This window comes from Natronomonas sp. EA1, assembly GCF_051195035.1.
GTDB lineage: Archaea > Halobacteriota > Halobacteria > Halobacteriales > Haloarculaceae > JBNTJV01.
The window spans coordinates 32160-55512 of sequence record NZ_JBNTJV010000009.1 but is presented as its reverse complement, the minus strand read 5'-3'; the positions used below and the strand labels follow the sequence as shown (position 1 = coordinate 55512).

Genomic DNA, 23353 nt, shown 5'->3' with positions numbered 1-23353 from the left:
CGCTGTCGCGTCACCCTTGCCCGCTACGCTTTCACAGCGCCAGCTCTACCCGACCAACAATCTGCTTCCGAAGAGCGTTCGTATAATCACCCTTTCAAAACGTACACTCACCATCGGACCGTTCGTCCTCAGGGAGAGTGAGTAAACTCACTCAACAGTATTATGTCCCAGCGAATATTCCATTGTCCAGTACTCTTTTTCATCCTCGTCCTCTTCATCGGCCTCGTCTTCGGGTGGAGCGGTCGGGATGAGTGCTTCGGCGATGACGTCGTTCTCGACGGCGGTGGTGCGTAGTCCGATGCCCGCAGCCTCGATGATCTCGCGTGTGTCCGCCCCGAATTTTCCCCACACGTCCGAGCGGTGGTGCGTGGGAGCAAGTGCCGGAGCCGTCGAACAAGAGTGTCAGATACGACTCATTATTCCGCGAAAGAGTGAAGTTCGTACAGATATTCGGAGCACCATGGCTGGCGACCGCGTTACGGTCTCGTTAGATAGCGATGCAAGTGCCGCCCTTGAAACGCTCACTAGTCGCACCGAGAACGGGCAAAGCGAGCTCGTCCGACAAGCACTCACGTTCTATGCCGCTAATTTCGAAGCGGCGACAGCCAATGCAAGTGCCAACTTAGAAGAATACCATCAAATGCTTACTGGTGGTGAACACGTCCTTCTCGATGTCGACTTTCTGCACTGCTTTCTCGAACACATCGAAGGTGAGACGGGTGATCCTGATCCCGATTTTCTGGAGTGTGCTGATCGTGTTGCAGAGTATCATACAAGCGAGTATGACAAGCGCTTTACCGAACTCAGTGAGCTTCTCGATTGGCTGTCGTTCTGTGGCTTTCTCACGGTTCGCAAGACCGAAGAGGACACCTACCACGTTGTCTTTCCGACAGAATCGATGAAGTGGTTCATGCTTCGGTTTATCGAACGGAGCATCGCGTCTCTCGATTTCGACATCGATGTCAACGAAGGTGTTTCGAAAGTGCTGTTCACCGAACACCAAGAGTGAACGGCAATGCAGTGAGCCTGTTTCTTATCGGTCTCAGCCGGCCAGTTCATATGGCTGCATACTGCATGCACACTGCTCATAACAACCCTTTTCATTCGATTGTGTATGTGGAACTATCGTGAGGTAGATTGGCAATGGGACTCATACACCGACTGCGGACGATCGGTCCGGGAGCAATGGTTGCGGCAGCGTTCATCGGACCCGGAACTGTAACGACTGCGAGCGTAACGGGCGCACGCTTTGGCTATACGCTAGTCTGGACACTCGGCTTTTCAATACTCGCAACGATCATCCTCCAGGAAATGAGTGCTCGCCTTGGACTCGTTTCTCGTGAGGGGCTTGGCGAAGCGTTGCGTGATCAGTTCGACAGCCCGCTCATCAAATGGGGATCAATCGTTCTCGTCGTTGCCGCCATCGGGGCCGGAACGGCCGCGTATGAAGCCGGGAACATCCTCGGCGGGGCGGCCGGTTTGGAAACCATCACCGGCGTGAGTTCGACGATCTGGGGGATCACAATGGGGGTTGTGGCCGGGGCGCTCCTCTATACGGGGAAATACAAGCTCATCGAGCGCGCACTCGTCGGGCTGGTCGGTATCATGGCGATTTCCTTTCTCGTATCGGCAGCACTCATCGGCCCGGACCTCGGTGCGCTCGCGGTCGGGTTCGTCCCGAAGGTTCCCGAGGGATCGGTCTTTCTCATTACGGGACTTATCGGCACGACAGTCGTCGGCTACAACCTCTTTTTGCACGCGAGCAACGTCCAAGAGCGCTGGAGCGGTCCAGCAGAACTGTCCGACTGTCGGACCGATACCGTGATATCGATCCTTATCGGCGGACTCATCACTATCGCCGTGCTCGTGACGGCGGCAGCTGCGTTCCCGACCGGTACCGAGATCTCAGATGTCGGGCAAATGGCCGAGCAGCTCCGTCCGATCGCCGGCCCGTATGCGACGCTATTTTTCAGTATTGGACTGTTCGCTGCAGGATTTACGAGCGCAACGACCGCTCCGCTGGCAGGTGCATACGCCACCACAGGCGCGCTCGGTTGGGATACTGATCTTTCCTCGTCTCGGTTTCAGGCGGTGTGGGGTGTCATTCTCCTCGTGGGGGTCTCGTCGGTTCTCCTCGGCGGCAGTCCCGTCGAGATCATTGTGTTCGCACAGGTCGTCAACGGCATCCTCCTTCCAGTCATCGCGCTCTTCCTCATCATCGCAATGAACTCCGATACACTACTCGGCGACTACACCAACGGAACGGTGTCGAACGTCCTCGGCGGTCTCATCACGACGATCGCCGTTTGGCTCGGCGTCCGTACACTACTCACCGTAACGGGGGTGCTCTAAATGAGCGACGAGATACGCCTCGGTGTTGATGTCGGTGGCACGTTCACTGACGTGGTGTTGCTCAGTGACGACGACCTCACGACCGCAAAGGTGCCAAGCACCGACGACCAGAGCGTCGGCGTCATCGACGGCATCGAGAAGGCCTGCGCCGAGGCTGGCATCGACCCCGCGGACATCGACTCGTTCACCCACGGGATGACTGTCTCGGTCAACGCGCTCCTCGAAGAATCGGGCGCGAAGACCGCGCTCGTCACGACTGAGGGATTCGGCGACGTGCTCGAAATCGGCCGTCAGGACCGCCCCGCCCTGTACGACCTCGATGCTGAAAAGCCGACCCCGCTGGTTCCCCGGCGGCGACGCCATGAACTCCCAGAGCGCGCGACCGTCGATGGTATCGAAACGCCGATCGACGACGAGGCAGTGCGAACCCTCGCCGACGAGCTTGACGACGTCGAGAGCATCGCGGTCTGTCTGCTGCATGCTTATGCTCACCCCGACAACGAGCGCCGCGTCGCGGCTATCCTCCGTGAGGAGTGCGACGCTCACGTTTCGGTCTCCCACGAGGTACTGGCCGAATTCCGTGAATACGAACGTACCGCGACGACGGTCGCGGATGCGTACGTCATGCCGGCGATCGACAGTTACATCCGCCAGCTCGAAGCGCGCGCCGAGGACTACAGGATACCCGCGCCGAGAGTGATGCAGTCTAACGGTGGCATCGCCGACCCGACGACCGTGCGCGAAAACGCGGTCACGACTGTCCTATCGGGACCGGCAGCGGGCGTCGTTGGAGCCGACGCGACCGCTGCCGAGCAAACGAGCGGGTTGGAGGGTTTCATCACCTTCGACATGGGCGGGACCTCCTCTGACGTGAGCCTCGTTCGCGACGGCAAAGTCGAACGTACGACCGACGCGACCATTGGGGGCCGACCGATTGGCGTGCCGATGGTTGATATCACTACAGTGGGTGCCGGCGGCGGCTCGATTGCATGGGTCGATTCGGGCGGTGCGCTGCGCGTCGGTCCCGAAAGCGCGGGCGCGAATCCCGGCCCTGCCTGCTACGGCCGCGGCGGAACCACGCCGACAGTGACCGATGCAAACGTCGTGCTTGGCTACATCGGTGGGAGCTCCGCGCTGGGTGGCGAGCTCGACCTTGACGAGAAGGCCGCCCACGAAGCGCTCACCGATCTCGCGGCCGAAGCGGGTCTCGACGACGCAACGGAGGCCGCACGCGGGGTCTATCACGTGGCGAACGCAACGATGACGCGCGCGATTCGGTCGATCACCGTCGAGCGCGGCCATGACCCTCGGCAGTTCGGGCTCGTGGCCTTTGGTGGCGCAGGACCGATGCACGCGACCGCGCTTGCTGACGCGCTTGACATCGAACGGGTCGTCGTTCCACGCGCCTGCGGCGTGCTATCAGCATATGGACTGTTGGCGGCCGACGAGAAACACGACGCTGTCCGCACCTATCGAACATCGCTTGACAATCTCGACATCAACGCCGTTGAGGATGCCTACGACGACCTCGCTGCAAGTGTTAGAGCGGACGCGTCCGATGCAGGAACTGTTCGCGTTGAGCGGGCGGCGGACTGTCGATACGCTGGCCAGAGCTTCGAACTCACGGTGCCCGCGGGCGAACCAATAGACCCAGCGGCGCTCGAAGAGCGCTTCCAAGCGGCCCACGACACCGCCTATGGCTATCGGATGGACGATGCGGTCGAACTCGTCACGCTACGGACGACTGCAACCATAGAGCGTGAACCAACGACCCCCGCTTACGCTGGTATGGGGACTCCACAGAAAGAACGCCGAACAGCCGGTTTCGGTGATGAGCGACACGAAATTCCGGTCTATGATCGTGAAGCGCTCCCAGCCGATTATGAACTGACTGGACCGGCGATTCTCGAACAGAACGAAAGTACCGTCGTTGTACCACCGTCATGGGGCGGAACGGTCGGAACCGATGGAACGCTCGTCCTCGAAAGGGGTGATGAGACATGAGTAATAATGAATCAGACCTCGACGCGGTAACACTCGAAATTATCCGCAATCAACTCGAAGGCGTCGCCGAGGAGATGGGCGAGGTGCTCATCACGAGCGCATACTCGCCGAATATCAAAGAGCGCCGGGACTGCTCGACAGCGCTGTTCGACGCAGATGGACGGCTCATCGCACAGGCCGAGCATATTCCCGTGCATCTCGGCGCGATGCCCGAGGCAGTCGATGCCGTTCTCGACCACGATCCCCAGTCGGGCGATGTGTTCGTGCTCAACGACCCCTTCGCCGGTGGCACACACCTTCCCGACATCACGATGGTCTCACCGATTACCCTCGACGAGACCGAGAGTGCTGAAGGCAGTGGGGAAATCGTCGGCTATGCGGTCTCACGTGCGCATCACGCGGACGTGGGTGGAATGACGCCTGGCAGCATGCCGGCCGGGGCGCGTGAAATCCAACAGGAGGGACTTCGTCTCCCACCGACACGCCTCGTCGACAACGGTGAAATAAACGCGAACGTCCGGAAACTGATCCTCGCGAACGTTCGAAATTCCCGCGAGCGCTGGGCGGACTTGCGCGCCCAGATCGCGGCCAACGAACGCGGCGGCGAACGGCTTCGAGCGCTGCTCAACGAACACGGTCGGGACGAACTCCTCGCGGCGTTCGATGCGGTTATCGATTACTCGCGCAAACGGGTCGAAACCGAACTCGCTGAACTCCCCGATGGGACGTGGGAGGCAAACGATGTACTCGAAGGCGACGGTGTGACCGACGCAGAGATACCCATCGCGGTGACCGTCGAACTCGATGGTGGGGAAGCGAGCGTTGATTTCGCTGGCACTGCAGAGCAGGTCGCGGGCAACCTGAACGCGCCGTTGGCGGTGGCCAAAAGCGCGGTATATTTCGTTGTCCGGTGCGTGACGGACCCAGAGATACCGCCGAACCAAGGGTGCTATGAACCGATCTCGGTTCATGTCCCGTCGGGATCACTGTTGAACCCCGAGTCGCCAGCCGCCGTCGTCGGTGGCAACGTCGAGACGAGCCAGCGCGTGACCGACGTCACCTTCGCCGCGCTCGCCAAAGCTGCGCCCGAGGTGGTGCCAGCGGGCGGTCAGGGGACGATGAACAATCTCACCATCGGCGGCCGAACGGATGATGAGGACTCGCCCGAAGAGTTCTCCTACTACGAGACCATCGGCGGTGGCTTCGGCGCACGTCCAAGCAAAGATGGAATGGACGGCGTACAGGTAGGAATGACGAACACGCTAAACACTCCTGTGGAAGCGCTCGAAGCGGCCTATCCACTCTCCGTCGAGCGCTATGCACTACGGCCGGGCAGCGGTGGGAGCGGGCGGTATCGTGGTGGATTGGGCATCGAGCGGTCCGTGACGCTCGGCACCGATGCGACCGTCTCCTTGCTCACCGAACGCCGCCGAACCGCGCCGCGTGGCATCGCCGGTGGTGAGGACGGCGCGACCGGCGAGAACCTCATTGACGACGAGCCGGTGCCAGCAAAGACGACTCGCGAGGTCGAAGCCGGAACGACGGTGACCGTCCGCACGCCAGGCGGCGGCGGTCATGGCGATCCCGACGAGCGCGACGGGGCACTCGAAGAGCGCGACCGTGTGGACGGCAAGACGGGCACGGAGGACCAGTCATGAATGGCTGGCGCGCTCGGATTGGACTTATTGTCCCCTCCTCGAACACGACTGCTGAGTCGGAGCTTTCGACAGCCGCTCCGGCAGGAGTGAGCGTTCATGCCGCTCGAATGCCGCTGGAAAAAGTCAATGCAGACGATCTTGATACGATGGCAGACCGTGCGATCGAGTGTGCAGAGCTACTGAGGCACGCTGATGTCGATATCGTAGCCTATGGGTGTACGACAGGAAGTCTCCTGCATGGGCACGGCTTTGACGCCGAGCTGGAAGCGGAGATCGAGGCGACGGCCGACTGTCCGACGGTGGCAACTGCACTCTCGGTTGAGCGCGCTCTCGATGCGCTAGGCTGTCAACGTATCGCTCTCGCAACACCATACGTGAAAGACCTCACACGACGTGAAGTCGATTATCTCGAAGAGAGCGACCGTGAGGTCGTAGCAGTTGACGGTCGAGAGATCAAAGCGAACACGGATATCGGCTCACTCACGCCTGAAGACGCCTACCGACAGGTCAAAGCGCTTCTCGCGGACGTTGACGAACCTGATGGCATCTTCATCTCGTGTACGAACTATCCATCTCTGTCGGTAGTGAATACACTTGAAGCCGATCTCGAACTACCGGTTGTCACCAGCAACTCAGCGACAGCGTGGGATGCACTGCGGACAGTCAACATTGAGGTCGAAAACATTCCCGGTCGACTACCCAACCTTATCGATTGATCATGCCAACAACTGACCCTACCGAAACCAAGACCGAGACGATTGAGAGCACAACTGATTCAGAGTCACCACTGGCGACAGCTCGCCGACAGTTGGAACGAGCAGCCGCTCAGGTTGACATTGATCCGGATGTCGTTGAAAGGCTAAAACATCCAAGTCGAGTACAACGTGTCTCTGTTCCGTTGCGCCGCGATGACGGGTCCCTCGATGTGTTTACTGGATTCCGCGCCCAGCACGATGATGTCCGTGGCCCGTACAAAGGTGGTATTCGCTATCATCCCGAAGTGAGCGCCGACGAGTGTATCGGCCTCTCGATGTGGATGACGTGGAAGTGCGCGGTAATGGACCTCCCGTTCGGTGGCGGGAAAGGCGGCGTCACTGTTAATCCAAAGAACCTTTCGACGTCCGAACACGAACGGCTTACCCGCCGGTTCGCTGAGGAACTCCGGGATATTCTCGGTCCCAAACACGACGTGCCAGCACCGGATATGGGAACTGGCCCGCAGACAATGGCGTGGTTCATGGACGCGTATTCAATGCAGCAGGGTGAGACGACGCCAAGTGTTGTTACCGGCAAACCACCAGTCATCGGTGGCTCTTATGGACGAGAAGAGGCTCCGGGTCGGTCGGTTGCCATCATCACACGCGAGGCCATCGACCACTACGGTTGGAGAATTGGCGAGACAACCGTGGCTGTCCAGGGGTTCGGCAGCGTGGGCGCGAACGCTGCCCGCCTGCTCGACGACTGGGGAGCCTCGGTGGTTGCCGTCTCTGATGTCGACGGCGCGATTCATGATCCAGAAGGGCTTGATACACGCGATGTCGAGGGTCACAATGAGCGACCGGGAATGGTTTCAGGCTACGACGCACCAGAAACGCTCTCGAATGCACAGTTGCTTGAACTCGACGTCGACGTGGTGATTCCGGCAGCCGTCGGAAACGTCCTCACCGCCGACAACGTAGATAGCGTGCGTGCGGACCTGATCGTCGAAGGAGCCAACGGACCCACCACGTTTGCCGCCGATACCGTCCTCGAGGAACGCGATGTCCCGGTGATTCCAGATATTCTCGCAAATGCAGGCGGAGTGACTGTGTCGTACTTCGAGTGGCTCCAAGATATTAATCGTCGTCAGTGGTCGCTTGACCGCGTTCATGAGGAACTGGAAGACGAGATGATAAACGCGTGGTCGTCCGTCCGCCAAATCGTCGATGAGCAGGACATGACATGGCGTGACGCCGCCTACGCCCTTGCACTCTCGCGAATCGGCGACGCAAAAGAGACGCGCGGACTCTGGCCGTAGTGCCGGCTTTCACCGAATTAGCACAAACGAGACGCTCATTTTGTCTTTCTCCTATTAATTTCATGTGATGTTGCGAAGATACCTCCATAATGCACAGGTTTCACTCTTATGTGTACTGAAAGAAGTGTCCGAGGCTCGCTGGGAACGGGCTTCTGGGAAACTTATCCGAATATTTTCATAAACCGGTGGAGGAATCGGCGTTCAGGACAGTGCCGCTGCTCACGACCGAGCAATCCCAGGGAAGCGAAAGGGTTAGTCGGGTGGGTTGATGCCGTAGCTCTTCTTGGCAAACGTCAGGAACGAGTTCGCCGTGATCGCCGGCTTGTCCCCGACCTCCCCGTCCATCTCCAGCTGTACGAGGATGTTCACGAGTCGCCAGCAGTTGTACAGCACGCAGGCGAACGCGAAGTTAAAGTACCGGAACCGGTGGTCGGGCGACTGCGTCTCCGCGAGGAACGTCTTCAGCTTCTTGAAGCCGTTCTCGATGCCCCAGCGCTGCTTGTACCGGGCCATCAGCCGCCCGATCTGGTGTTTCATCTCCCACTCGTCGGCGGGCTCGACGTCCACCCATAGAAGATTCGTCTCGAAGGGCACCGTCGGCGCTTCGACACGCGCCGGCTCCTCAATCTCCTCCTCGTCGGCGACTTCGTTGAGGAGGTTGCTCAGCGGCGAGTCGCCGTCGCGGTCCTCCGAGAGCGGCGTGGCGTCGCCGACGTCCTCGAAGTCCTCGATGAGTTCCTGTCGAATTGTCACGTCCGTCCCATCGTCGTCTTCCTCTTCGCGTTCCCACTCGCGTTTTGGGAGGTAGACCGCCTTCCGAGTCGGCCCGTCGTCCAGTCGCTCTTGCTCCACTACGTCGAAGTCTTTGTCCTCGCTGGCGAGCTTGGCGATCTGGTGCTCGTGGTCGCTACTGGACCGCACGACACCGGGGTTGAGGTAGTGGACGTCGTGTTTCTCGCAGGCGTCTTTCACGCCGTCAAGCGCGAACTCACGGTCCATCATCACCAAATCGAGTCCGGGGACGATGTCGGTCGCGCCGTCGAGGAGATCGTCCACGATGTCCGCCCGCTTCCGCCCACGAACAACCGGGACGGCATCAAGGATCAGCGGGACGTCATGGCCGACGAGTTTGATGACTGCCCACTGGAAGAACGGCCCGTCGTCGCCCTTATACCCGAGAATCCACGGCTCCTGATTCTGTCCGCTGCTATCGCGTTCAACGTGGCCACTCCACGGGTTGCCCTTCGTGAAGTCGATAGCCGCCATCTGCTTGCGTCCCATCTTGTCCTTCGACTTCGCCCGCGCAACGAGTGTCCGACCAGTATTCTGGAGCATCGTTCGGATGCGCTCAACGCCGAGCGTCTTCGTCTGTAACCGGTGGGAGTCGCCCGACGGCGTCTTCCGCCGGGTCGATTCCTCAGCGAAGTTTCCGGCACCGTCGTGCGGGTGCATATCCGACCGCATCCCGAGGTAGGCCTGCTGTTCCCAAAACGCGCCTTCCGGGATCGAAGCGTTGCCAGCGCGGTCGAGGTGGAAGCAGTCCTCGACGATAGGCTTCACGCCCTTCCAGACCTCGCGGGCCTTTTCGCGAGCGAGTGTGTCCTTGCTCTTCGAGTTCGTCACCGTCTTGGTCGGCTGGTCGGGCAGGAACTCGGGCTCGGGCGCGGGGATGTCGTGGTAGCGGGCGATATCCACGACGACCTCGGCGGCGTCTCGTACCGCGTCCTGTACCTCGGAGAGTCGGTACTCCCACGCCCGCCAGAGGGTGGACTGGTCGGGGATACCGTCGAAGCCCAGCTGGGTGCAGAGGAACGGCTTCTGTTTGAGATAGCGCCAGAGTGCTTTCTCGTTCTTCCAGCCTTTCACGCACCGTAGGACGTGAGCGCGGAAGACGGCTTCCCAAGGCTTCGGTTGGCCTTGTTCGTGGTCGTAGGAATCGTAGAAACGGAGGTAGCAGGCGGGGATTTCGGCGACGAGGTTTTCGAGCGTGACCGAGCGGTCGTGTCGGACCTGTTGTTCACGCGGGTAGGTCTTGAGGACGCCATCGACCATCTCCCGGAACGTCATATCGAAGGATCGCGCTTCCACGAGGTCGCCGGTATTCGTGCCAAAGAGGCCTTCTACGTCGTAGTCTTTGGGTGTGGATTCGTAGCCTGCCCTGTCGAGACGCCTCGCCGGACCGAGGCGCTTCCACCGTGACCCCGTCGGGGCCTGTCCCGCGCGTACTGTCACTACTCAAAAATTACACAGATTCGTATATAAACCTCCAGAGTGACAGAAGTTGCAAGAGAGGGTTCTTTACTCAGGGTTCTTCCTGAAACCATAAACGGCTAAATCGATACGTAGGTCTGGGAACTGATTGTTGGAGAAACTGCCAGTTCCAATAGATGTATCACCGAGCCTGCCTGCATACAGGGCGCGTATCAGTCACGCGATAATCACAGTCCCAGTGTGCAGTTCAGGTAGAGTACGTATCGATTAGCAGTAGCCCAATGAATGTTAGTATATTCTCAAAATCGACAGACAGCTACTCGTGCCCGGCGACCGGCAGTAGTTCGTAGGGCTCCTCAAGATACTCCATATCAGAGTCAAGCAGGTCGAAGTCAAGCGCTTCGACTGCATCCTCCAGATGTTCGACGCTCGCCGTTCCAACGATGAACGCGTCGAACGCATACCGAAAAATCGTTGGTACGAGGGAAGAGACGGGGCCGAGAGTTCAGGTATCGAATTCTGTTTCGCTCTGCTGTTTTACAGTCTCTGGATCATGATGATCTATGAAGAACGTTTCTCCTTCGTTCAGCTCCGAGATGGCACCCATATCTTCGGAACTCAATTCGAAGTCGAAGACGTCGAAGTTCTCGGCGATCCGTTCCTCGTGAACAGATTTCGGAATCGCCACGATTTCTCGCTGAATCAGCCATCGAAGAGTCACCTGCGCGGCGGTTTTCCCGTATTGGTCACCGATGGAAGTCAGGACATCATGCTCGAAGATGTCGTTCTGCCCTTCAGCAAACGGTCCCCAGGATTCGTGCTGGATATCGTACTCGTCCAGGAAGTCAGCGTCTGCGGTTCGCTGGTAGAAGGGGTGGGTCTCGATCTGATTGACCGCAGGGACGACATCGTTGTGGACGATTAGATCCATCAAGCGGTCAGGATAGAAGTTGCTGACCCCGATCGCTCTTATTTTGCCTTCGTCGTACAAGTCCTCCATCGCCCGCCACGAACTATGTACGTCGCCGAATGGCTGGTGGATCAGATACAGGTCCAGGTAGTCAAGCCCCAGACGCTCCAGTGACCGTTCGAACGCGTCCTTCGTGCTCTCATAGCCAGCATCCTGTATCCAGAGCTTCGTTGTGACGAACACATCTTCTCTCGGTACATCGCTCTTCTCGATGGCGTCGCCGACGGCTTCCTCGTTCTCGTAGGCTGCGGCGGTATCTATCAGCCGATACCCGGTGTCGAGCGCCTCCGAGACGCTCTGTTCACACACGTCGAAGTCGTCGATCTGGTACGTGCCGAATCCGAGAATCGGCATCTCCACGCCGTTGTTGAGTTGGACTGTCTTCATGGTTTAGCGTTCGGGTGTTGTATTCAGTATTCTACGTAGTTCGCGTGTCTGTACGCCTACGGCTGCACCTGGTCCGTCGGTCGGACTAGAACCTCGTTAATGTCCACATGCTCCGGCTGGGTCACGACGAACGTGATCGACCGGGCAATATCGTCAGGCCGGAGTTGCCGCATCGATTGATTGAATTCCTCTACGTTCGACTTGAGTTCTTCATCGGGAATGCCTTCCAAGAGTTCAGTATCGACAGCGCCCGGCTCAATTGTTGCGACGCGGATACCCTCAGCGGCAACGTCGCGCCGAAGTGCCTCACCGAATCCAGCGACTCCGGCTTTCGCCGCCATGTAATGCGAACTGTTCTCCATCGGGAATCGTCCGACAACCGAAGACAGATTCACGATGTGCCCATTGCCCTGGGCCAGCATCTCGGGAACGACGGCGTGAGTGAGCGTGATGAGCCCATCGAGATTGACATCGATGGTATCGTGGAGCGTCTCGCGGTCTGCATCCGCGATATGCGTCAGTGGCATATACCCCGCGTTGTTCACGAGGATGTCGATGCGACCATATTCGTCGGTCGTCGTTTCAACGAGGTTGTCGATTGCCTCGTCATCGGTAATATCGGTCGGAGCGACGAGTACCTCGCCGTCTTCGTCCTCAATCTGAGCCGCGAGATCGTCGAGTTCATCTTGACGTCGAGCAGCAAGTACGACACTGGCACCGCGCGACGCCAGAGACTTGGCCGTTGCTTCACCAATCCCGGATGATGCACCCGTGACGATCGCAACCTGTCCATCCAGTTCAGAACCGAAATCTGCTGCCATCAACCGAAACGAGGGAGGTGAAAGGATTGGATTTGATGCTAACTGGAAAGGGTGTTTAAGTACCGGTCTTACCGAACGCAGCGCTGGTTCGTCGGGTCCGACAGGTACTCGATCTCCGATTCCACGAAGCCGATTTATAGCGCCTCAACGGTGGCTTAGGTGTGCTCGACGATCAGTCGCTGGTTTCGCGTGGCAGTATCTTGACGGTGGCAGAGCGGGCGTGCTCGCTGACCATCGATTCGAGGTATTGGCTCCCCTCGTACTTCTCGCAGTAGGCCACATCGATGCGGTCGAGAATCGGTCCATCGACTGGCTCGAATGTGATCTCCTTCGTCATACCGGCGGCCTCGATTCGCCCCGCGTTTTCTCGGGCTGCGCCCTGATACCAACTGGAATCCTGGCCGTTGTAGGCACGCACATAGAGGACGTCGTCGACCCGGACGGACCAGATTCACGTTGGAGTGCCGTACGTCTCACCGTCCTCTCGGAAGGGTGCGATGTACCGGTCATCGGGTTCAGCAATCTCGCTCAGTTCGGCTTCTGGCCATTCAGCCATGGGTGATCGCTCCTCAAAATTGGTGGATCACACTCGGGTGACAGCCCAGCTGTAATGTCGTTGGATTAGCTCTCTGACTCCGGGTCGTATTCCTCGTCGGTGACGTGGTCTAGCCAGGTGACGACCTCCCCATCCTGCTCCTCCTGGATGGCGATGTGCGTCATCGCGTTGTCTGGCGTCGCGCCATGCCAGTGTTTCTCGCCGGGTGGAAACCAGACTACGTCGCCCGTTCGAATCTGCTCGATTTCGCCGCCGTCACGTTGCACGAGGCCACAACCGCTCGTCACTATCAGCCGCTGTCCGAGCGGATGGGTATGCCACGCAGTGCGAGCATCTGGTTCGAACGTGACGCTCGCCGCCGCTGCGCGAGCCTCATCTTGCGGGTCGAACAGGGGGTCGATCCGGGCGTTCCCTGTGAAGTACTCGTCGGGTCCTTCGGTGGAGGGTTGCGAACAGCCGCTGGTGATATCCATGGATTGTACCCACGCTTCAGTTAGGTGTCGTGTGACTTGGTTTCGATGCTATCTGGAAATGGTGCTTAAGTGTTCCTGTGTGTCAAGTGAGGAGGTGAGGAGCTGGCGCTCGCCGCGCCGGAGGAGACTCGACAGGGATGGTTGTGAGATGTCTAACTCCTCGGCGAGTTCCGCAGCCGTCACTTGGCGCGGGCTCTCGTAGTAGCCACGAGAGACGGCGAGCGTCAGAGCCTCGCGTTGGCGGTCGGTGAGTCTATCATCGGCTGTGGCGTCGTTGGACGAGGATTGGTCGGATGTGATGGAGATGAGGTCGAGCGAGATGCCGTGGTTCTGAAACGTGGTGTGGAAGTCGTGAAACGTCTCGTAGTCCGGAAATTCCTTCGTTTCGTGCCAGCCCTCGGGCGTGATCGTCGTCGATTTCATCTTCACCGCATCGAAGCGTTCAGGGTCAAAGGCCGGAGAGATCGAGTCATCGAGTTCGACGGTGAGCTTGTAGACGGTTGTGTCACCCCGTTTACCAAGCGGGATCACCGTTACGACTTCGTCGAATGCTGCGAGTTGTGCTTCGGAGACGTCATCCTCGGCGTCGATCTCAACGATGAACACCCGAGCGTCTGGTTCAATACAGAGGGCGTGAGAGCACACGATCTCGTCGGGCGGGAGTGTCGCCGGGATACTGACGAGTGGGAGGGCGGATGACTGAAGTCGGAATTCGGTTGTGATCGTCATTGTGTGGAATCACGCATTGCGCACGGTTAAGCATCCGGACGCCGCAGGTGGGTGACGCTGTCACAAATGAGACAGTCCCACATCATGACGGGTAATCAACTCTCTTTGCGGTACGTTCATCCACTGAGTCGGTCACGGCTCTTCTGCCAAGAATCAGAGATGTTCGACCGGTTTCGCTCCATCGTTCACTCTAGTTAGCGGCTGTTTCAGTTATCCTCATTGATCCCAAAAAGGGGATTCTACGTAGTGAAGTCGGCGTATCTGAGAAATTTCATTATCACGCCAGTTCCCACGTCCGTAACAAGGTTGAACAGATTGAGGAAGACCTGGAGGTACTCAAGGAGAACCACGATGCCCTCGGCGACGAGCTCCGAGAGATCATCTGCGATGACAGTAACGACTGAATTCTTCTTTGCGTTCTGAGAGAAACCAAGGGTTCACCTGTGAGTGGGGCTGCGAGAGAACCCTCAGACAGATGAATAGTCCCCGCTGAACCTGTGCATTATTCCCCATCTTCGCAACACCAGTTTCATTAAAGGATAAACACTGTACTTGTTTAGCGTAGCTCCTTCGTTGATGCCTCTGCTTCTGAAGTCAGGCAGGTTGTTTTGTCATTTATGGCTGTAGCCGAAATTTATATGGAGAGTCCAGATCTCGCGATGGGTCTGCATAACGACTCAACCTATCTGACTTCAGATAATGTCCAAAGATTTGATATTAATGATGGTGTCGTCAAGGCGCAACAGTACGAGTTAGCCCGGAAAAGGACAGTCTCTCGGCTCTGACTTAGACCGACCAGTTACAGTCGCTCGTGGAGCAAGCCGTGGAACTGTTCGATTTTCTTGACCGGAACCGGCTTTGTGAGATAGCTAACGGCGACGAAGATTGCGACGTTGACAATGAGCGCGAGGAAGACACCTCGGATTCCCATCGGTGCGAGGGGGTTCGCGACGACTCCTAGCTCCAAAACGAAGATTAGGGGGATCCCCACGAGAGGTGCGAGAATCGCCGCCTCGTTGGACGCGCGAGGCCATGCTACCGCACCGAACGTGAGCGGGAGAAGTTGCACGGTGAAGCCAGCAGCGAATACAGCCAGAGGAACGATCAATCCCTCGTAGAATAGTGCGGCGCTCGTGGCGATGACGGCGAGTCCGAGTATCAGCACATAATTGAGGTTTAGTTCCTTGTCGTCATCCATGTCTTCTACTAAGATAGCGTGGACGAAATCCTTCCCGAATGTAACGGAAAACGCATGCATGTAGGAATCGCTCGTAGAGACGATCGCGGCAAGGATGCCGACGAGGAACAGAACGGCAATCGGGATAGGAAGTATCTCGAACGCAAGGAATGACGAAACGAAGTCTGGGTTTGCGATATCTGGGAAGATGATTTTCCCATACAGCCCCATCAAAAGGAGGCTCATGTCGATAATGAGGAACAAAACGAGCAATCCGACTGCTATACTGGCGAAATTCTCCTTTTTGTTCGATCCGTAAAATCGGAACCACGCCGCCGGAGCCATCAACGAGAGGCCGACGAGTAATCCGATTCCCGTTCCGTAGACGTTCGTCGGTGGGAATGCTCCGACTGGTCCTGGGATAGTAAGTAGGTCTGGGTTGGTCTCGCTTATTCCTATGAACAATTCTTGGATCCCACCAGCATGAAGAATAATTCCCGCGGAGAAGGCCATAAACGCGATTATTTGGACGGCTCCGTTGAACGTATCGAACCAGGCGATGCCTCGCACACCCGTGAATATGACGTGGAGTGATACGATTCCCGTAATCAATAGTATCCCGATTTCGACGGAGAGTAGCCCTCCGGAAAGGACGAAGATCAGAATACCGCCTGCTGTGAACTGCGCGACGATGTATGCCACGCTGAAAACTACACTGATAAACACCGTGTAGACCCGAATGGTGTCACTCTGGTAGTACTCTCCAAGCAGTTCACCGGGAGTACTGAAACCGTACTCGTTACCGAGGATCCAGATCCGTCGGCCCAAGTACCAAATTAATATCGACGCCAGACAGAACCCAAGTATCACAGAAGTGATGAACCCCGCGCCAACGGTATGTATCGTGCCTGGGAATCCCGCCATGCCCACACCACTAGAAACCGATGCAACCAGCGTAAACGTGACCACTACCCACCCTAACGTGCGTGAAGCGACCGAGAAATCCACGAGATCACCGGTGGATTTCTTTCTCGCAAAGTGAGAGGTGAGAAGGAATCCAACCACGTAAAGTCCGACAGTGACAAGGATAATCGGGAAATTCTCTCGAATGATATCCACGGTCTCCGGCGGGACGATCTGTAGCGGTGTGTTGAACATCTATGCGGCCTCCTCAGGCTTCTGACTGTCGGATTCAGTTGGTGTTCGTCGTTCTCCTTCCGACGCGGCTTTTTCCCGAAAGCGAATGTGAAGTAGACCCAGGATGTACGCACCGGCGATTAGCAGCGTCAACACTACCAAAATCGGTATGTTCCCGATCAAAATCGCTTCCCTCCCAAGAGTCGCTATAGCTACGTAGAAGACGACCGGTATCGCGGTGAAATACGCGAATAATTGCCAACCGTACCGATTTTTGGGCAAAATCGAGTACTCCGGCAGGTCCGAGGCGTCAGTTCGTTCTTCCTGAAGCCAGTCTTCGTTCCAAGCCATGATTCACAGTGCCACGTTACCGCCTCGCTTGGAGTAAGTAGTGTTGGCATGTGGAAGTGAGTTTATAAGCTACGTTTCTTACGGTAGCTCGATCGTGTTCACCTTCTCGCACCCGTATCCGCTCCTAAATGTAATATTCGGCAACACTATTTGCGATTTTGTTCTCAGCTCGTCGGAGATGCTCTTCGACTGTTCGCCGGTCGATTCCGAACTGTTCCGCGATCTCGTCGGTCGTGGTGTCTCGAGGGATTTTATAGTAGCCGAGGTCACGGGCCTCGAGAAATACTTCCTGCTGACGTGACGATAGGTTTGGTAGTATTTCGTTACGGGTTATTAGCGGGGAACTGTGATTGAAATCCTGGACTTCCTTTTTATTGATAATCTCGACGCGATAGTCGTCGCTAAGTGCCTGAAAGAGATCGGTAAGACTCTTCGAATCGAGTGTCACGACGCGAGAGAATTTTGCACCATCGCGGTATCGAAGGGGAGGTAACAAGAGACAGTTATGGCGGTTTAAGTGTTCTATGACACTATCGTCCGTGATTTCTATCAGGCATTCCCCTGTGATGATTAGGAGTTCATCTGTTGTTTCCAACGCTTGTTGGATGCCGACGATTTCTTCAATCTCTTCGCGAATTAGGTCGCGATCGTCTCCACGTACACGGAGTAAATCGCAGTGGTTGTTGCACCAGACCTCAAAAGATACGTTCCGCCGATGAGTCGTCTCCGTGTACTGACCGCCTTCTGCCAATCTGAACGTCACCTCATACATGATATCGTATAACATAGGTCATCTGGCCACCAAAACCATTCGGTTCACTAACCGTGGTTAGTCTCAGTTAGCATCTGTACGAACGGTTATCATTCAGCAATTGTTAAGAGAGTTTCATTTGATAGATTGTATGGATAATATGGCACCTTCCGCTAGGGTACGACACCTACTTACCATTCATCTCGGTACATTGGTTTAGTATGTACACTCGAGAGTGGACGATCAGGTTCGGGGATGTTGATATGTTTCAGATCGGCTTCTATCCCCGGTTGATGAGCGAAGTCCGACGGACTACCGAACGCTTCATGGAGTCACTCGGCTATCCGTTTCGGGAGCTAATTGACGAACAGAAGTTAGGTTTGCCGATCATAGAAGCCGGTATCGAGTTCGAAAATCCGGTTGTTGCCGGCGATACGCTCACGCTTACAGTCACTCCGACTGTGGGAGAGACGAGCCTTCGATTCGAGATTGAAGCGAGACATGCGGACGGTACGACGGCCTTTACTGCATTCGAACAGCGAGTCTGTTTACCTGTCGGTGGCGACGAAACCGTCCCTCTTCCTGAGGACGTTCGACGAGTGCTTGGAGGCTCTCGGAACGAATCAACGGACGGAAACGAACGATAGTCAGTTTCCGCGCGTAGCCCTTAGAGTCACATCTCCCAGAAAGTGGCTGGTTTAATGACACCGGCGCTTGCTCACTATTCTTTTATAATATTCTTCGGCGCACTCGTTGGATACGTCTACCATGACAAGTAGAGACAACGGATTGAAAGTGCAGTCGTGGGATGCGATTCTAGAAACCCACGAACGGCTGTTGCAAGATCAGGTCATGTACCTTGCTGAGGAATCGAACTACTATAGCCGGAAGTTCGACGAGTGGGAGGTAGACCCGGGTGATATCCAGACTCTCGACGATCTTTCACAGATCCCGTTTACGACGAAAGACGACGAGCGTCGATGCCAGGGTAAGACGACTTCCAACAGGCCACTCGGCGATCACCAAGCCGTCGATACTACCGATCTCAATCTCACGCTCTCATCATCGGGAACGACCGGGAAGCCGACCTATTTCGGACTGACCAAGCAAGACCGGGACGGGTGGGAAACGTTAGTCGCGAGAGCTGCCAAGACAATGGGTGTCCGGGCTGATGACACCGTAGTCCACGCTATCGGCCGACCGATCGTTCCTGGCGGCCTTCCCTACATCAACGGTTTCGCAAAGCTCGGGGCAAACGTGGTCCCTGCAGGTGGCGGGAGTAGCGAGCAGCTTCTCGCCGTCCTCCAAGACCTTTCGCCGGATGTTCTCCACTCGACGCCATCCCACCTCGAGTACCTTATCGAACGCGCTCCAGATATTCTCGACCACGGTCTCGACGAACTTGGTATTCGTCTTCTCATCGGTGGCGGCGAGCCAGGTCTCGGAAACCCCGAAGTTCGTGAGAAGATTCGCACTCAGTGGGGTGTCAACGGTGTCCGTGACGTGATGGGTCTCGGTGATATTTCCGGAGCGGTCGCGGCGGAGTGCCAGGCAGAGCAAGGAGCACACTTCGTGGCGCATGAACGAGCTCATCCCGAGCTGATCGATCCAGAGACTGGAGAGCAGAAATCTCTTGAAACCGGGGCAGAAGGCGAACTCGTATACACACCACTTCTTCGAGAAGCAACGCCGCTGTTGCGCTTCCGTTCCGGTGACTATGTGCGAGTTCTTGGGATGGACTGTACCTGCGGTCTAGCCACGCCACGCCTTCGCGTGGTCGGACGATCCGATGATATGCTAATCTACAAGGCTAAGAACGTCTATCCCGAGGCGATTCGCGAAGTAGTTGTCGAGGTCGAGGGCGTTACATCCCGGATGAAAATCGTCCTTCCCCACGAGGGGAAAATCCAATTCACGTCACCACTTCCCGTCCGAATTGTCAGAGACGAAACCACCTCTCGCAACGATGACGAAATCATCGAGGAACTCACCTCTACCGTCAGAAACAGACTCAGTGTACGGATCGATCCTACTCTCGTCTCGTCGAGTGAAATCGAACCGTCCCAGTACAAAACTGATCTCGTCGAAGTTGCGGACAATGAGGAGTGCTAACGCACTATGCCAAACCGTCCGATCGACGAACTGAAATCGATGATCGGAAGATCGGAAGATATCGTGGACGAAATGCGAATCGAAGCTGGCAAAGTCACTGAGTTCGCTCACGCGCTTGGGTGCGAAGACCCAGTACACTACGAGCAAGATGCTGCGCAATCAGCGGGCCTACAGTCGATTCCGGCCCCCATTACGTTCCTCCGGACGTCGGTTTTCCCACGCTACCGGCGCGAGGGTCCAGACCACGATCCCGTTTTTGACCTGGGATTCGACAAACGACGCGAGGTACACGGTGAGCATTCGTTCAGATTCGAACGGCCGATCTATGTCGGGGACACCCTTTCCGCAAGTGCCACGCTCGTAGACGTGTATCAACGGGAATCCTCCGGCGAAGGGGTGTTGACGTTTGCAGTCCAGGAAATAAAATACCGGGATGAAGATGGTGAGACCGTCGCGACGGAACGAATGACCGTCATTGAAGTTCCAACAACTGACGAAGACGAGGGAGGACGATGAGTTTCGATTCGCTAGAAGACGCAGTTGAAGTTGGTGATGAGGGGGCAAGGATAACCGTCGAAGACATCAGCCGTGCAACCTTCGTCAGATACGCGGGTGCGAGCGGGGACTTCAACCCGCTTCATTACAATGATGAGTACGTCCGGAACGCGGGTTACGACGGCGTGTTCGGTCAAGGAATGTTCGTCGCGGGTATCGTGTCACGCGTCGTCACGCAGTGGTTCGGCATCGAAGGAGTCTCTACGTTCGACATCCGATTCACCGAAAAAGTCCTTCCGGGAGAGACGATCCATGCGTTCGGGGTCGTAGAGGAAGTACAGGAAACCCCCGACGCTACCACTATCGAACTCGCGCTTACTGCAGAGACCGACGACGGTACCGAGCTTGCAACGGGAACCGCTACAGTCACTTTCGGAGAGTCGAGTCTGTAATATCGTGCTAATCTACCGATCCTGAAACTCGGGATCCCTTCCCTCAAGGAACGCCTGCTTTCCTTCTTGGAAATCAGGGTGGTCAGCGACCGTTCGAGCGAGGTCTACGTCCCACCGCATTCCCTCGATTACCGGCCTGCTGAATGCTTCGTTCGTCGATCGAAGCGTCGCCTCGATGCCTGTCGGCGAGTTCGAACTGATAGTCTTAGTGAGTTCGTGAGCGGTGTCCATAACGGCAGGAGGTTCTACGGCACGGTTCACTAATCCCCACGATGCCGCCTGTTCTCCGGAGATTAACCGGCCAGTGAGCATAAGTTCCTTTGCTCGCGCCGTCCCGATTATACGCGAGAGAAACCGCGTCCCTCCGGCGCACGGAAATATTCCCACCGTCGTTTCCGGCAGTCCGAGGCTCGCGTTCTCGTCGGCAATACGGAGGTCGCAGGCGAGAGCCAGTTCGAGTCCACCACCGACTGCTGCGCCCTCAATGGCGGCGATATACGGAATCGGTGATGTGTGAATCTTTTCGATTGCATCGACCGATGCCGAAACCTCCTCGATGAATTCGTCCGGTGATTGCTGTAAATCACCTCCAGCACTGAACGTGTTTTCCGCACCTCGGACGATGACCGCTCGAACGTCCGTCTCGTTCAAGTTCGCTACTGCCTCGGTGAGATCGCGGGCCAGCGTCTGGGACAGCGCATTTTTCTGTTCGGGCCGATTTAGCACAATTTCCGCTATACTATCATTCATTTCTACCGCGATCACATCACTCTCTACTGGCATACTGCTGTCAACGGTGGTCCACAAGGTAAAACGTAGACCGCGATAGCGAGGGAGCTTTATCTAATCGGGCAGCTGTGTTGAATCGCTGTAAGGCGGTGGATTTTACCGTTTCATGGAGGTTTGATAGGGACTAGTGAAGCTGAGGTCGGTTAGATCGATTCATCATGCATAGCCACCTACGAAACTTAGACTGTCGATATATATTTCGAGCCCAGTAATGCATGAGCAATCGACCCGCCTGACTTCAGGTTCGACAGTAACATCCCAGCTTTACAAAATGTGGCTGCTCCGAGACGACTACCAGCCTTGCCGTTTGCGAATCGGTCGTCCAGGAATTGAGGAGAGAATACCTCGAAGGTGGCGTGCGGTTGGTCAACCCGGATCTGACTGTCCGTCAGCGAGACGTTCAACGCGATGGGAATCTCCAAGGGAGCGTTGGCATAGTTGCCTTGCTCAATATCGACCTCTTCGGCAGTCAGCCCACGAGCAGCGCATGAATCTACACCCCAGTAGCCGAAATCCGACCTATAAGCAAACAGGTGGTTTGTAGAAATCCAAATGCCGAACCTGTTGAACCTCCCACATTTTTGGCGTGCTTATAAGCCTACAAACAAGCGCGTACGAACAGTCTTCGCCGTGATCACTGGCCGCGACCGAATCGGCTCGTCGAGCGCGACCTTAATTAGATAGTCCGTCACCCGCCACAGGTTGTAGATCAGCGTCGACAGCGCGAAGTTGCAGAACCGAAGTCGGTAGTCCGTCGACGACGTCTTTGGCATGAGCTTCTTGATCGATTTGTACTGATTCTCGATGTCCCACCGCTGATTGTACCCGTTCACGATATTCCTGATCTCCTCTAGCTCGACATGGTCTTGGTTTGTCACGAACACCGCGAACTTTCCGTCGGCATCGTCGCTCGTACTCGGCGCATAGAGAAACAGTTAGCCCCATAAAATGGTCTTGGAGAGGGTCGCCTCGAATAAGCACTCGCTCATGGGTCCAGTTGGAAGTAATCAGGGCGGTAGTTCCAGTCGGTATCCTTTTGATTAGACCGGTTTCAGCACGCCCGAGGGTTTCTATTGAGGTTCGATAGCCTCCAATCGGGGCGGACGCTACTCCGAACGTACGGCTCTGTCTCTCCACGACTTGTGAAGTCCGTGAGGAGGTGGACAGAGTAGTGCTATGACTCCCAAAGAATCACCCCAACCTAGTCAGGGTTTACTCGAATCTGAATCCTTAGACCGATACGAATACCGTACGACTACATAGGCAAAAACACATTACACATGAGTGTAACACGGTATATATGGGTAACACGACGGACAGTACCATGGCTGGGGAGTCCACTTCCGGCCAAGAGTTCCCACTGGAGTCCGTTCTGTCCGTCTTTGAGGGTCGAACCGATCAAGCCCGGCCACTAACGGCCAACGACGTAATGGAGGAGCTGGGCTGTTCCCGACGGACGGCGCACAACAAGCTCAACGCTCTCGTCAAGCGGAACACGCTCGCTACCCGGAAGGTCGGGGCACGCGGACGGGTATGGTGGGTGCCCCTGACCGGCATCACCCGCGATGACTCTGCGAAGGAGCACGAGACATACAGGGACCCGGAAGTCAATACGGGTATCGCGGACGCCGAACTCCCAGGATCCGGCGAGACACTCGAAAAGCGGCGCGAGGCGCTCAGAGCCGCGTATGACTATCTCAGCCGGAATCCCAACGCAACCGAGTCGGAGTTTCTCGTTGAGGTATTCCCGGAACACCCCGCCGGATACAAGACCGCAGATAAGTGGTGGGAGGCGATCGAGCCAGCGCTGAGAGAACTGCCGAACGTCGACGTGAACGAGGACCGTGAACACGTCTGGCACTACGTGGGAGGATGAGATAGATGGTCGAATACCGGGCGATAGAGACCCAA

Annotated in this window: 22 protein-coding genes and 2 pseudogenes; 11 read left to right on the top strand and 13 right to left on the bottom strand. The window is 56.7% G+C overall.

The genetic code is table 11. The features are described 5' to 3' along the window. Positions 1-147 precede the first annotated feature (147 nt). Positions 148-351: a hypothetical protein gene (locus ACQUQR_RS17650; RefSeq protein WP_435197691.1), complete on the bottom strand. Its 204-nt coding sequence runs from the start codon at positions 349-351 to the stop codon at positions 148-150. Positions 352-460: 109 nt separating this feature from the next. Between ACQUQR_RS17650 and ACQUQR_RS17645 the strand changes: the two genes are divergently transcribed. The 6 genes from ACQUQR_RS17645 (at position 461) to gdhB (ending at position 8031) form a co-directional block, all read left to right on the top strand. Continuing rightward, a complete protein-coding gene (locus tag ACQUQR_RS17645; protein WP_435197690.1) occupies positions 461-1009 on the top strand; it encodes a ribbon-helix-helix protein, CopG family in 549 nt (182 codons plus the stop codon). 134 nt (positions 1010-1143) lie between these two features. Further along, positions 1144-2352, top strand: a complete 1209-nt coding sequence (locus tag ACQUQR_RS17640; protein WP_435197689.1) for an Nramp family divalent metal transporter — start codon at positions 1144-1146, stop codon at positions 2350-2352. Beyond that, positions 2353-4356 (top strand): hydantoinase/oxoprolinase family protein, encoded by a 2004-nt coding sequence (locus ACQUQR_RS17635; RefSeq protein ID WP_435197688.1) that lies wholly within the window; start codon positions 2353-2355, stop codon positions 4354-4356. It abuts the gene before it with no gap. Next, positions 4353-6014: a hydantoinase B/oxoprolinase family protein gene (locus ACQUQR_RS17630; RefSeq protein WP_435197687.1), complete on the top strand. Its 1662-nt coding sequence runs from the start codon at positions 4353-4355 to the stop codon at positions 6012-6014. The genes ACQUQR_RS17635 and ACQUQR_RS17630 overlap by 4 nt, the downstream gene beginning before the upstream one ends. Then, a complete protein-coding gene (locus ACQUQR_RS17625; protein WP_435197686.1) occupies positions 6011-6730 on the top strand; it encodes a maleate cis-trans isomerase family protein in 720 nt (239 codons plus the stop codon). Before ACQUQR_RS17630 ends, ACQUQR_RS17625 begins: the two co-directional genes overlap by 4 nt. 2 nt (positions 6731-6732) lie before the next feature. Continuing rightward, complete coding sequence (gdhB, locus tag ACQUQR_RS17620) at positions 6733-8031, top strand: glutamate dehydrogenase GdhB (RefSeq protein ID WP_435197685.1); 1299 nt, start codon at positions 6733-6735, stop codon at positions 8029-8031. A gap of 252 nt (positions 8032-8283) precedes the next feature. Here gdhB and ACQUQR_RS17615 read toward each other — a convergent pair whose 3' ends face one another. From ACQUQR_RS17615 to ACQUQR_RS17570, 10 genes and pseudogenes are all read right to left on the bottom strand, one after another. Further along, complete coding sequence (locus tag ACQUQR_RS17615) at positions 8284-10098, bottom strand: transposase (RefSeq protein ID WP_435197684.1); 1815 nt, start codon at positions 10096-10098, stop codon at positions 8284-8286. A 460-nt stretch (positions 10099-10558) separates the two neighbouring features. Continuing rightward, a pseudogene (locus ACQUQR_RS17610) lies at positions 10559-10696 on the bottom strand (aldo/keto reductase); the annotation flags it as partial. Between the two features lie 51 nt (positions 10697-10747). After that, positions 10748-11599: an aldo/keto reductase gene (locus ACQUQR_RS17605; protein WP_435197683.1), complete on the bottom strand. Its 852-nt coding sequence runs from the start codon at positions 11597-11599 to the stop codon at positions 10748-10750. Between the two features lie 56 nt (positions 11600-11655). Then, positions 11656-12420 carry an SDR family oxidoreductase gene (locus ACQUQR_RS17600; protein ID WP_435197682.1) on the bottom strand — a complete coding sequence of 255 codons (765 nt, stop codon included), beginning with the start codon at positions 12418-12420 and terminating at the stop codon, positions 11656-11658. Positions 12421-12592: 172 nt separating this feature from the next. Continuing rightward, positions 12593-12871, bottom strand: a complete 279-nt coding sequence (locus ACQUQR_RS17595; protein WP_435197692.1) for a DUF2255 family protein — start codon at positions 12869-12871, stop codon at positions 12593-12595. A gap of 170 nt (positions 12872-13041) precedes the next feature. After that, on the bottom strand, positions 13042-13449 hold the full coding sequence (locus tag ACQUQR_RS17590; protein ID WP_435197681.1) for a (R)-mandelonitrile lyase: 408 nt from the start codon (positions 13447-13449) through the stop codon (positions 13042-13044). Between the two features lie 48 nt (positions 13450-13497). Further along, positions 13498-14178, bottom strand: coding sequence for a helix-turn-helix domain-containing protein (locus tag ACQUQR_RS17585; RefSeq protein WP_435197680.1), 681 nt, complete (start codon positions 14176-14178; stop codon positions 13498-13500). Between the two features lie 799 nt (positions 14179-14977). Continuing rightward, on the bottom strand, positions 14978-16513 hold the full coding sequence (locus ACQUQR_RS17580) for a sodium:solute symporter family protein (RefSeq protein WP_435197679.1): 1536 nt from the start codon (positions 16511-16513) through the stop codon (positions 14978-14980). Then, positions 16514-16843, bottom strand: coding sequence for a hypothetical protein (locus tag ACQUQR_RS17575; RefSeq protein WP_435197678.1), 330 nt, complete (start codon positions 16841-16843; stop codon positions 16514-16516). A gap of 124 nt (positions 16844-16967) precedes the next feature. Then, positions 16968-17615, bottom strand: coding sequence for a helix-turn-helix domain-containing protein (locus tag ACQUQR_RS17570; RefSeq protein ID WP_435197677.1), 648 nt, complete (start codon positions 17613-17615; stop codon positions 16968-16970). Positions 17616-17815: 200 nt separating this feature from the next. Between ACQUQR_RS17570 and ACQUQR_RS17565 the strand changes: the two genes are divergently transcribed. The 4 genes from ACQUQR_RS17565 to ACQUQR_RS17550 all read left to right on the top strand — a co-directional run bounded on the left by ACQUQR_RS17565 (position 17816) and on the right by ACQUQR_RS17550 (position 20653). Beyond that, positions 17816-18241, top strand: coding sequence for an acyl-CoA thioesterase (locus tag ACQUQR_RS17565; protein ID WP_435197676.1), 426 nt, complete (start codon positions 17816-17818; stop codon positions 18239-18241). A gap of 121 nt (positions 18242-18362) precedes the next feature. Next, positions 18363-19706, top strand: coding sequence for a phenylacetate--CoA ligase family protein (locus ACQUQR_RS17560; protein ID WP_435197675.1), 1344 nt, complete (start codon positions 18363-18365; stop codon positions 19704-19706). Between the two features lie 6 nt (positions 19707-19712). Continuing rightward, entirely contained in the window at positions 19713-20222 is a 510-nt protein-coding gene (locus ACQUQR_RS17555; protein WP_435197674.1) for an FAS1-like dehydratase domain-containing protein, read from the top strand. After that, entirely contained in the window at positions 20219-20653 is a 435-nt protein-coding gene (locus ACQUQR_RS17550) for a MaoC/PaaZ C-terminal domain-containing protein (RefSeq protein WP_435197673.1), read from the top strand. Before ACQUQR_RS17555 ends, ACQUQR_RS17550 begins: the two co-directional genes overlap by 4 nt. Positions 20654-20665: 12 nt before the next feature. Here the strand turns inward: ACQUQR_RS17550 and ACQUQR_RS17545 are convergent, their stop codons facing one another. Then, complete coding sequence (locus ACQUQR_RS17545; RefSeq protein WP_435197672.1) at positions 20666-21436, bottom strand: enoyl-CoA hydratase/isomerase family protein; 771 nt, start codon at positions 21434-21436, stop codon at positions 20666-20668. Between the two features lie 596 nt (positions 21437-22032). Further along, positions 22033-22374: pseudogene (locus ACQUQR_RS17540) on the bottom strand (ISNCY family transposase); the annotation flags it as partial. Positions 22375-22742: 368 nt separating this feature from the next. On the opposite strand from ACQUQR_RS17540, the gene ACQUQR_RS17535 reads away from it, so the two are divergent. Next, positions 22743-23318, top strand: a complete 576-nt coding sequence (locus ACQUQR_RS17535) for an ArsR family transcriptional regulator (protein WP_435197671.1) — start codon at positions 22743-22745, stop codon at positions 23316-23318. The last annotated feature ends 35 nt before the right edge of the window (positions 23319-23353 follow it).

Excerpts from the sequence above, each read along its gene's own strand:
- ACQUQR_RS17615 (WP_435197684.1), bottom strand. The coding sequence starts at position 10,098 with ATGACGTTCCGGGAGATGGTCGATGGCGTCCTCAAGACCTACCCGCGT.
- ACQUQR_RS17550 (WP_435197673.1), top strand. The coding sequence starts at position 20,219 with ATGAGTTTCGATTCGCTAGAAGACGCAGTTGAAGTTGGTGATGAGGGG.
- ACQUQR_RS17630 (WP_435197687.1), top strand. The coding sequence starts at position 4,353 with ATGAGTAATAATGAATCAGACCTCGACGCGGTAACACTCGAAATTATC.
- ACQUQR_RS17635 (WP_435197688.1), top strand. The coding sequence starts at position 2,353 with ATGAGCGACGAGATACGCCTCGGTGTTGATGTCGGTGGCACGTTCACT.
- ACQUQR_RS17605 (WP_435197683.1), bottom strand. The coding sequence starts at position 11,599 with ATGAAGACAGTCCAACTCAACAACGGCGTGGAGATGCCGATTCTCGGA.
- ACQUQR_RS17625 (WP_435197686.1), top strand. The coding sequence starts at position 6,011 with ATGAATGGCTGGCGCGCTCGGATTGGACTTATTGTCCCCTCCTCGAAC.
- ACQUQR_RS17555 (WP_435197674.1), top strand. The coding sequence starts at position 19,713 with ATGCCAAACCGTCCGATCGACGAACTGAAATCGATGATCGGAAGATCG.
- ACQUQR_RS17590 (WP_435197681.1), bottom strand. The coding sequence starts at position 13,449 with ATGGATATCACCAGCGGCTGTTCGCAACCCTCCACCGAAGGACCCGAC.
- ACQUQR_RS17535 (WP_435197671.1), top strand. The coding sequence starts at position 22,743 with ATGGGTAACACGACGGACAGTACCATGGCTGGGGAGTCCACTTCCGGC.
- ACQUQR_RS17545 (WP_435197672.1), bottom strand. The coding sequence starts at position 21,436 with ATGCCAGTAGAGAGTGATGTGATCGCGGTAGAAATGAATGATAGTATA.
- ACQUQR_RS17645 (WP_435197690.1), top strand. The coding sequence starts at position 461 with ATGGCTGGCGACCGCGTTACGGTCTCGTTAGATAGCGATGCAAGTGCC.
- ACQUQR_RS17580 (WP_435197679.1), bottom strand. The coding sequence starts at position 16,513 with ATGTTCAACACACCGCTACAGATCGTCCCGCCGGAGACCGTGGATATC.
- ACQUQR_RS17585 (WP_435197680.1), bottom strand. The coding sequence starts at position 14,178 with ATGACGATCACAACCGAATTCCGACTTCAGTCATCCGCCCTCCCACTC.
- gdhB (WP_435197685.1), top strand. The coding sequence starts at position 6,733 with ATGCCAACAACTGACCCTACCGAAACCAAGACCGAGACGATTGAGAGC.
- ACQUQR_RS17560 (WP_435197675.1), top strand. The coding sequence starts at position 18,363 with ATGACAAGTAGAGACAACGGATTGAAAGTGCAGTCGTGGGATGCGATT.
- ACQUQR_RS17575 (WP_435197678.1), bottom strand. The coding sequence starts at position 16,843 with ATGGCTTGGAACGAAGACTGGCTTCAGGAAGAACGAACTGACGCCTCG.
- ACQUQR_RS17640 (WP_435197689.1), top strand. The coding sequence starts at position 1,144 with ATGGGACTCATACACCGACTGCGGACGATCGGTCCGGGAGCAATGGTT.
- ACQUQR_RS17600 (WP_435197682.1), bottom strand. The coding sequence starts at position 12,420 with ATGGCAGCAGATTTCGGTTCTGAACTGGATGGACAGGTTGCGATCGTC.
- ACQUQR_RS17570 (WP_435197677.1), bottom strand. The coding sequence starts at position 17,615 with ATGTATGAGGTGACGTTCAGATTGGCAGAAGGCGGTCAGTACACGGAG.
- ACQUQR_RS17565 (WP_435197676.1), top strand. The coding sequence starts at position 17,816 with ATGTACACTCGAGAGTGGACGATCAGGTTCGGGGATGTTGATATGTTT.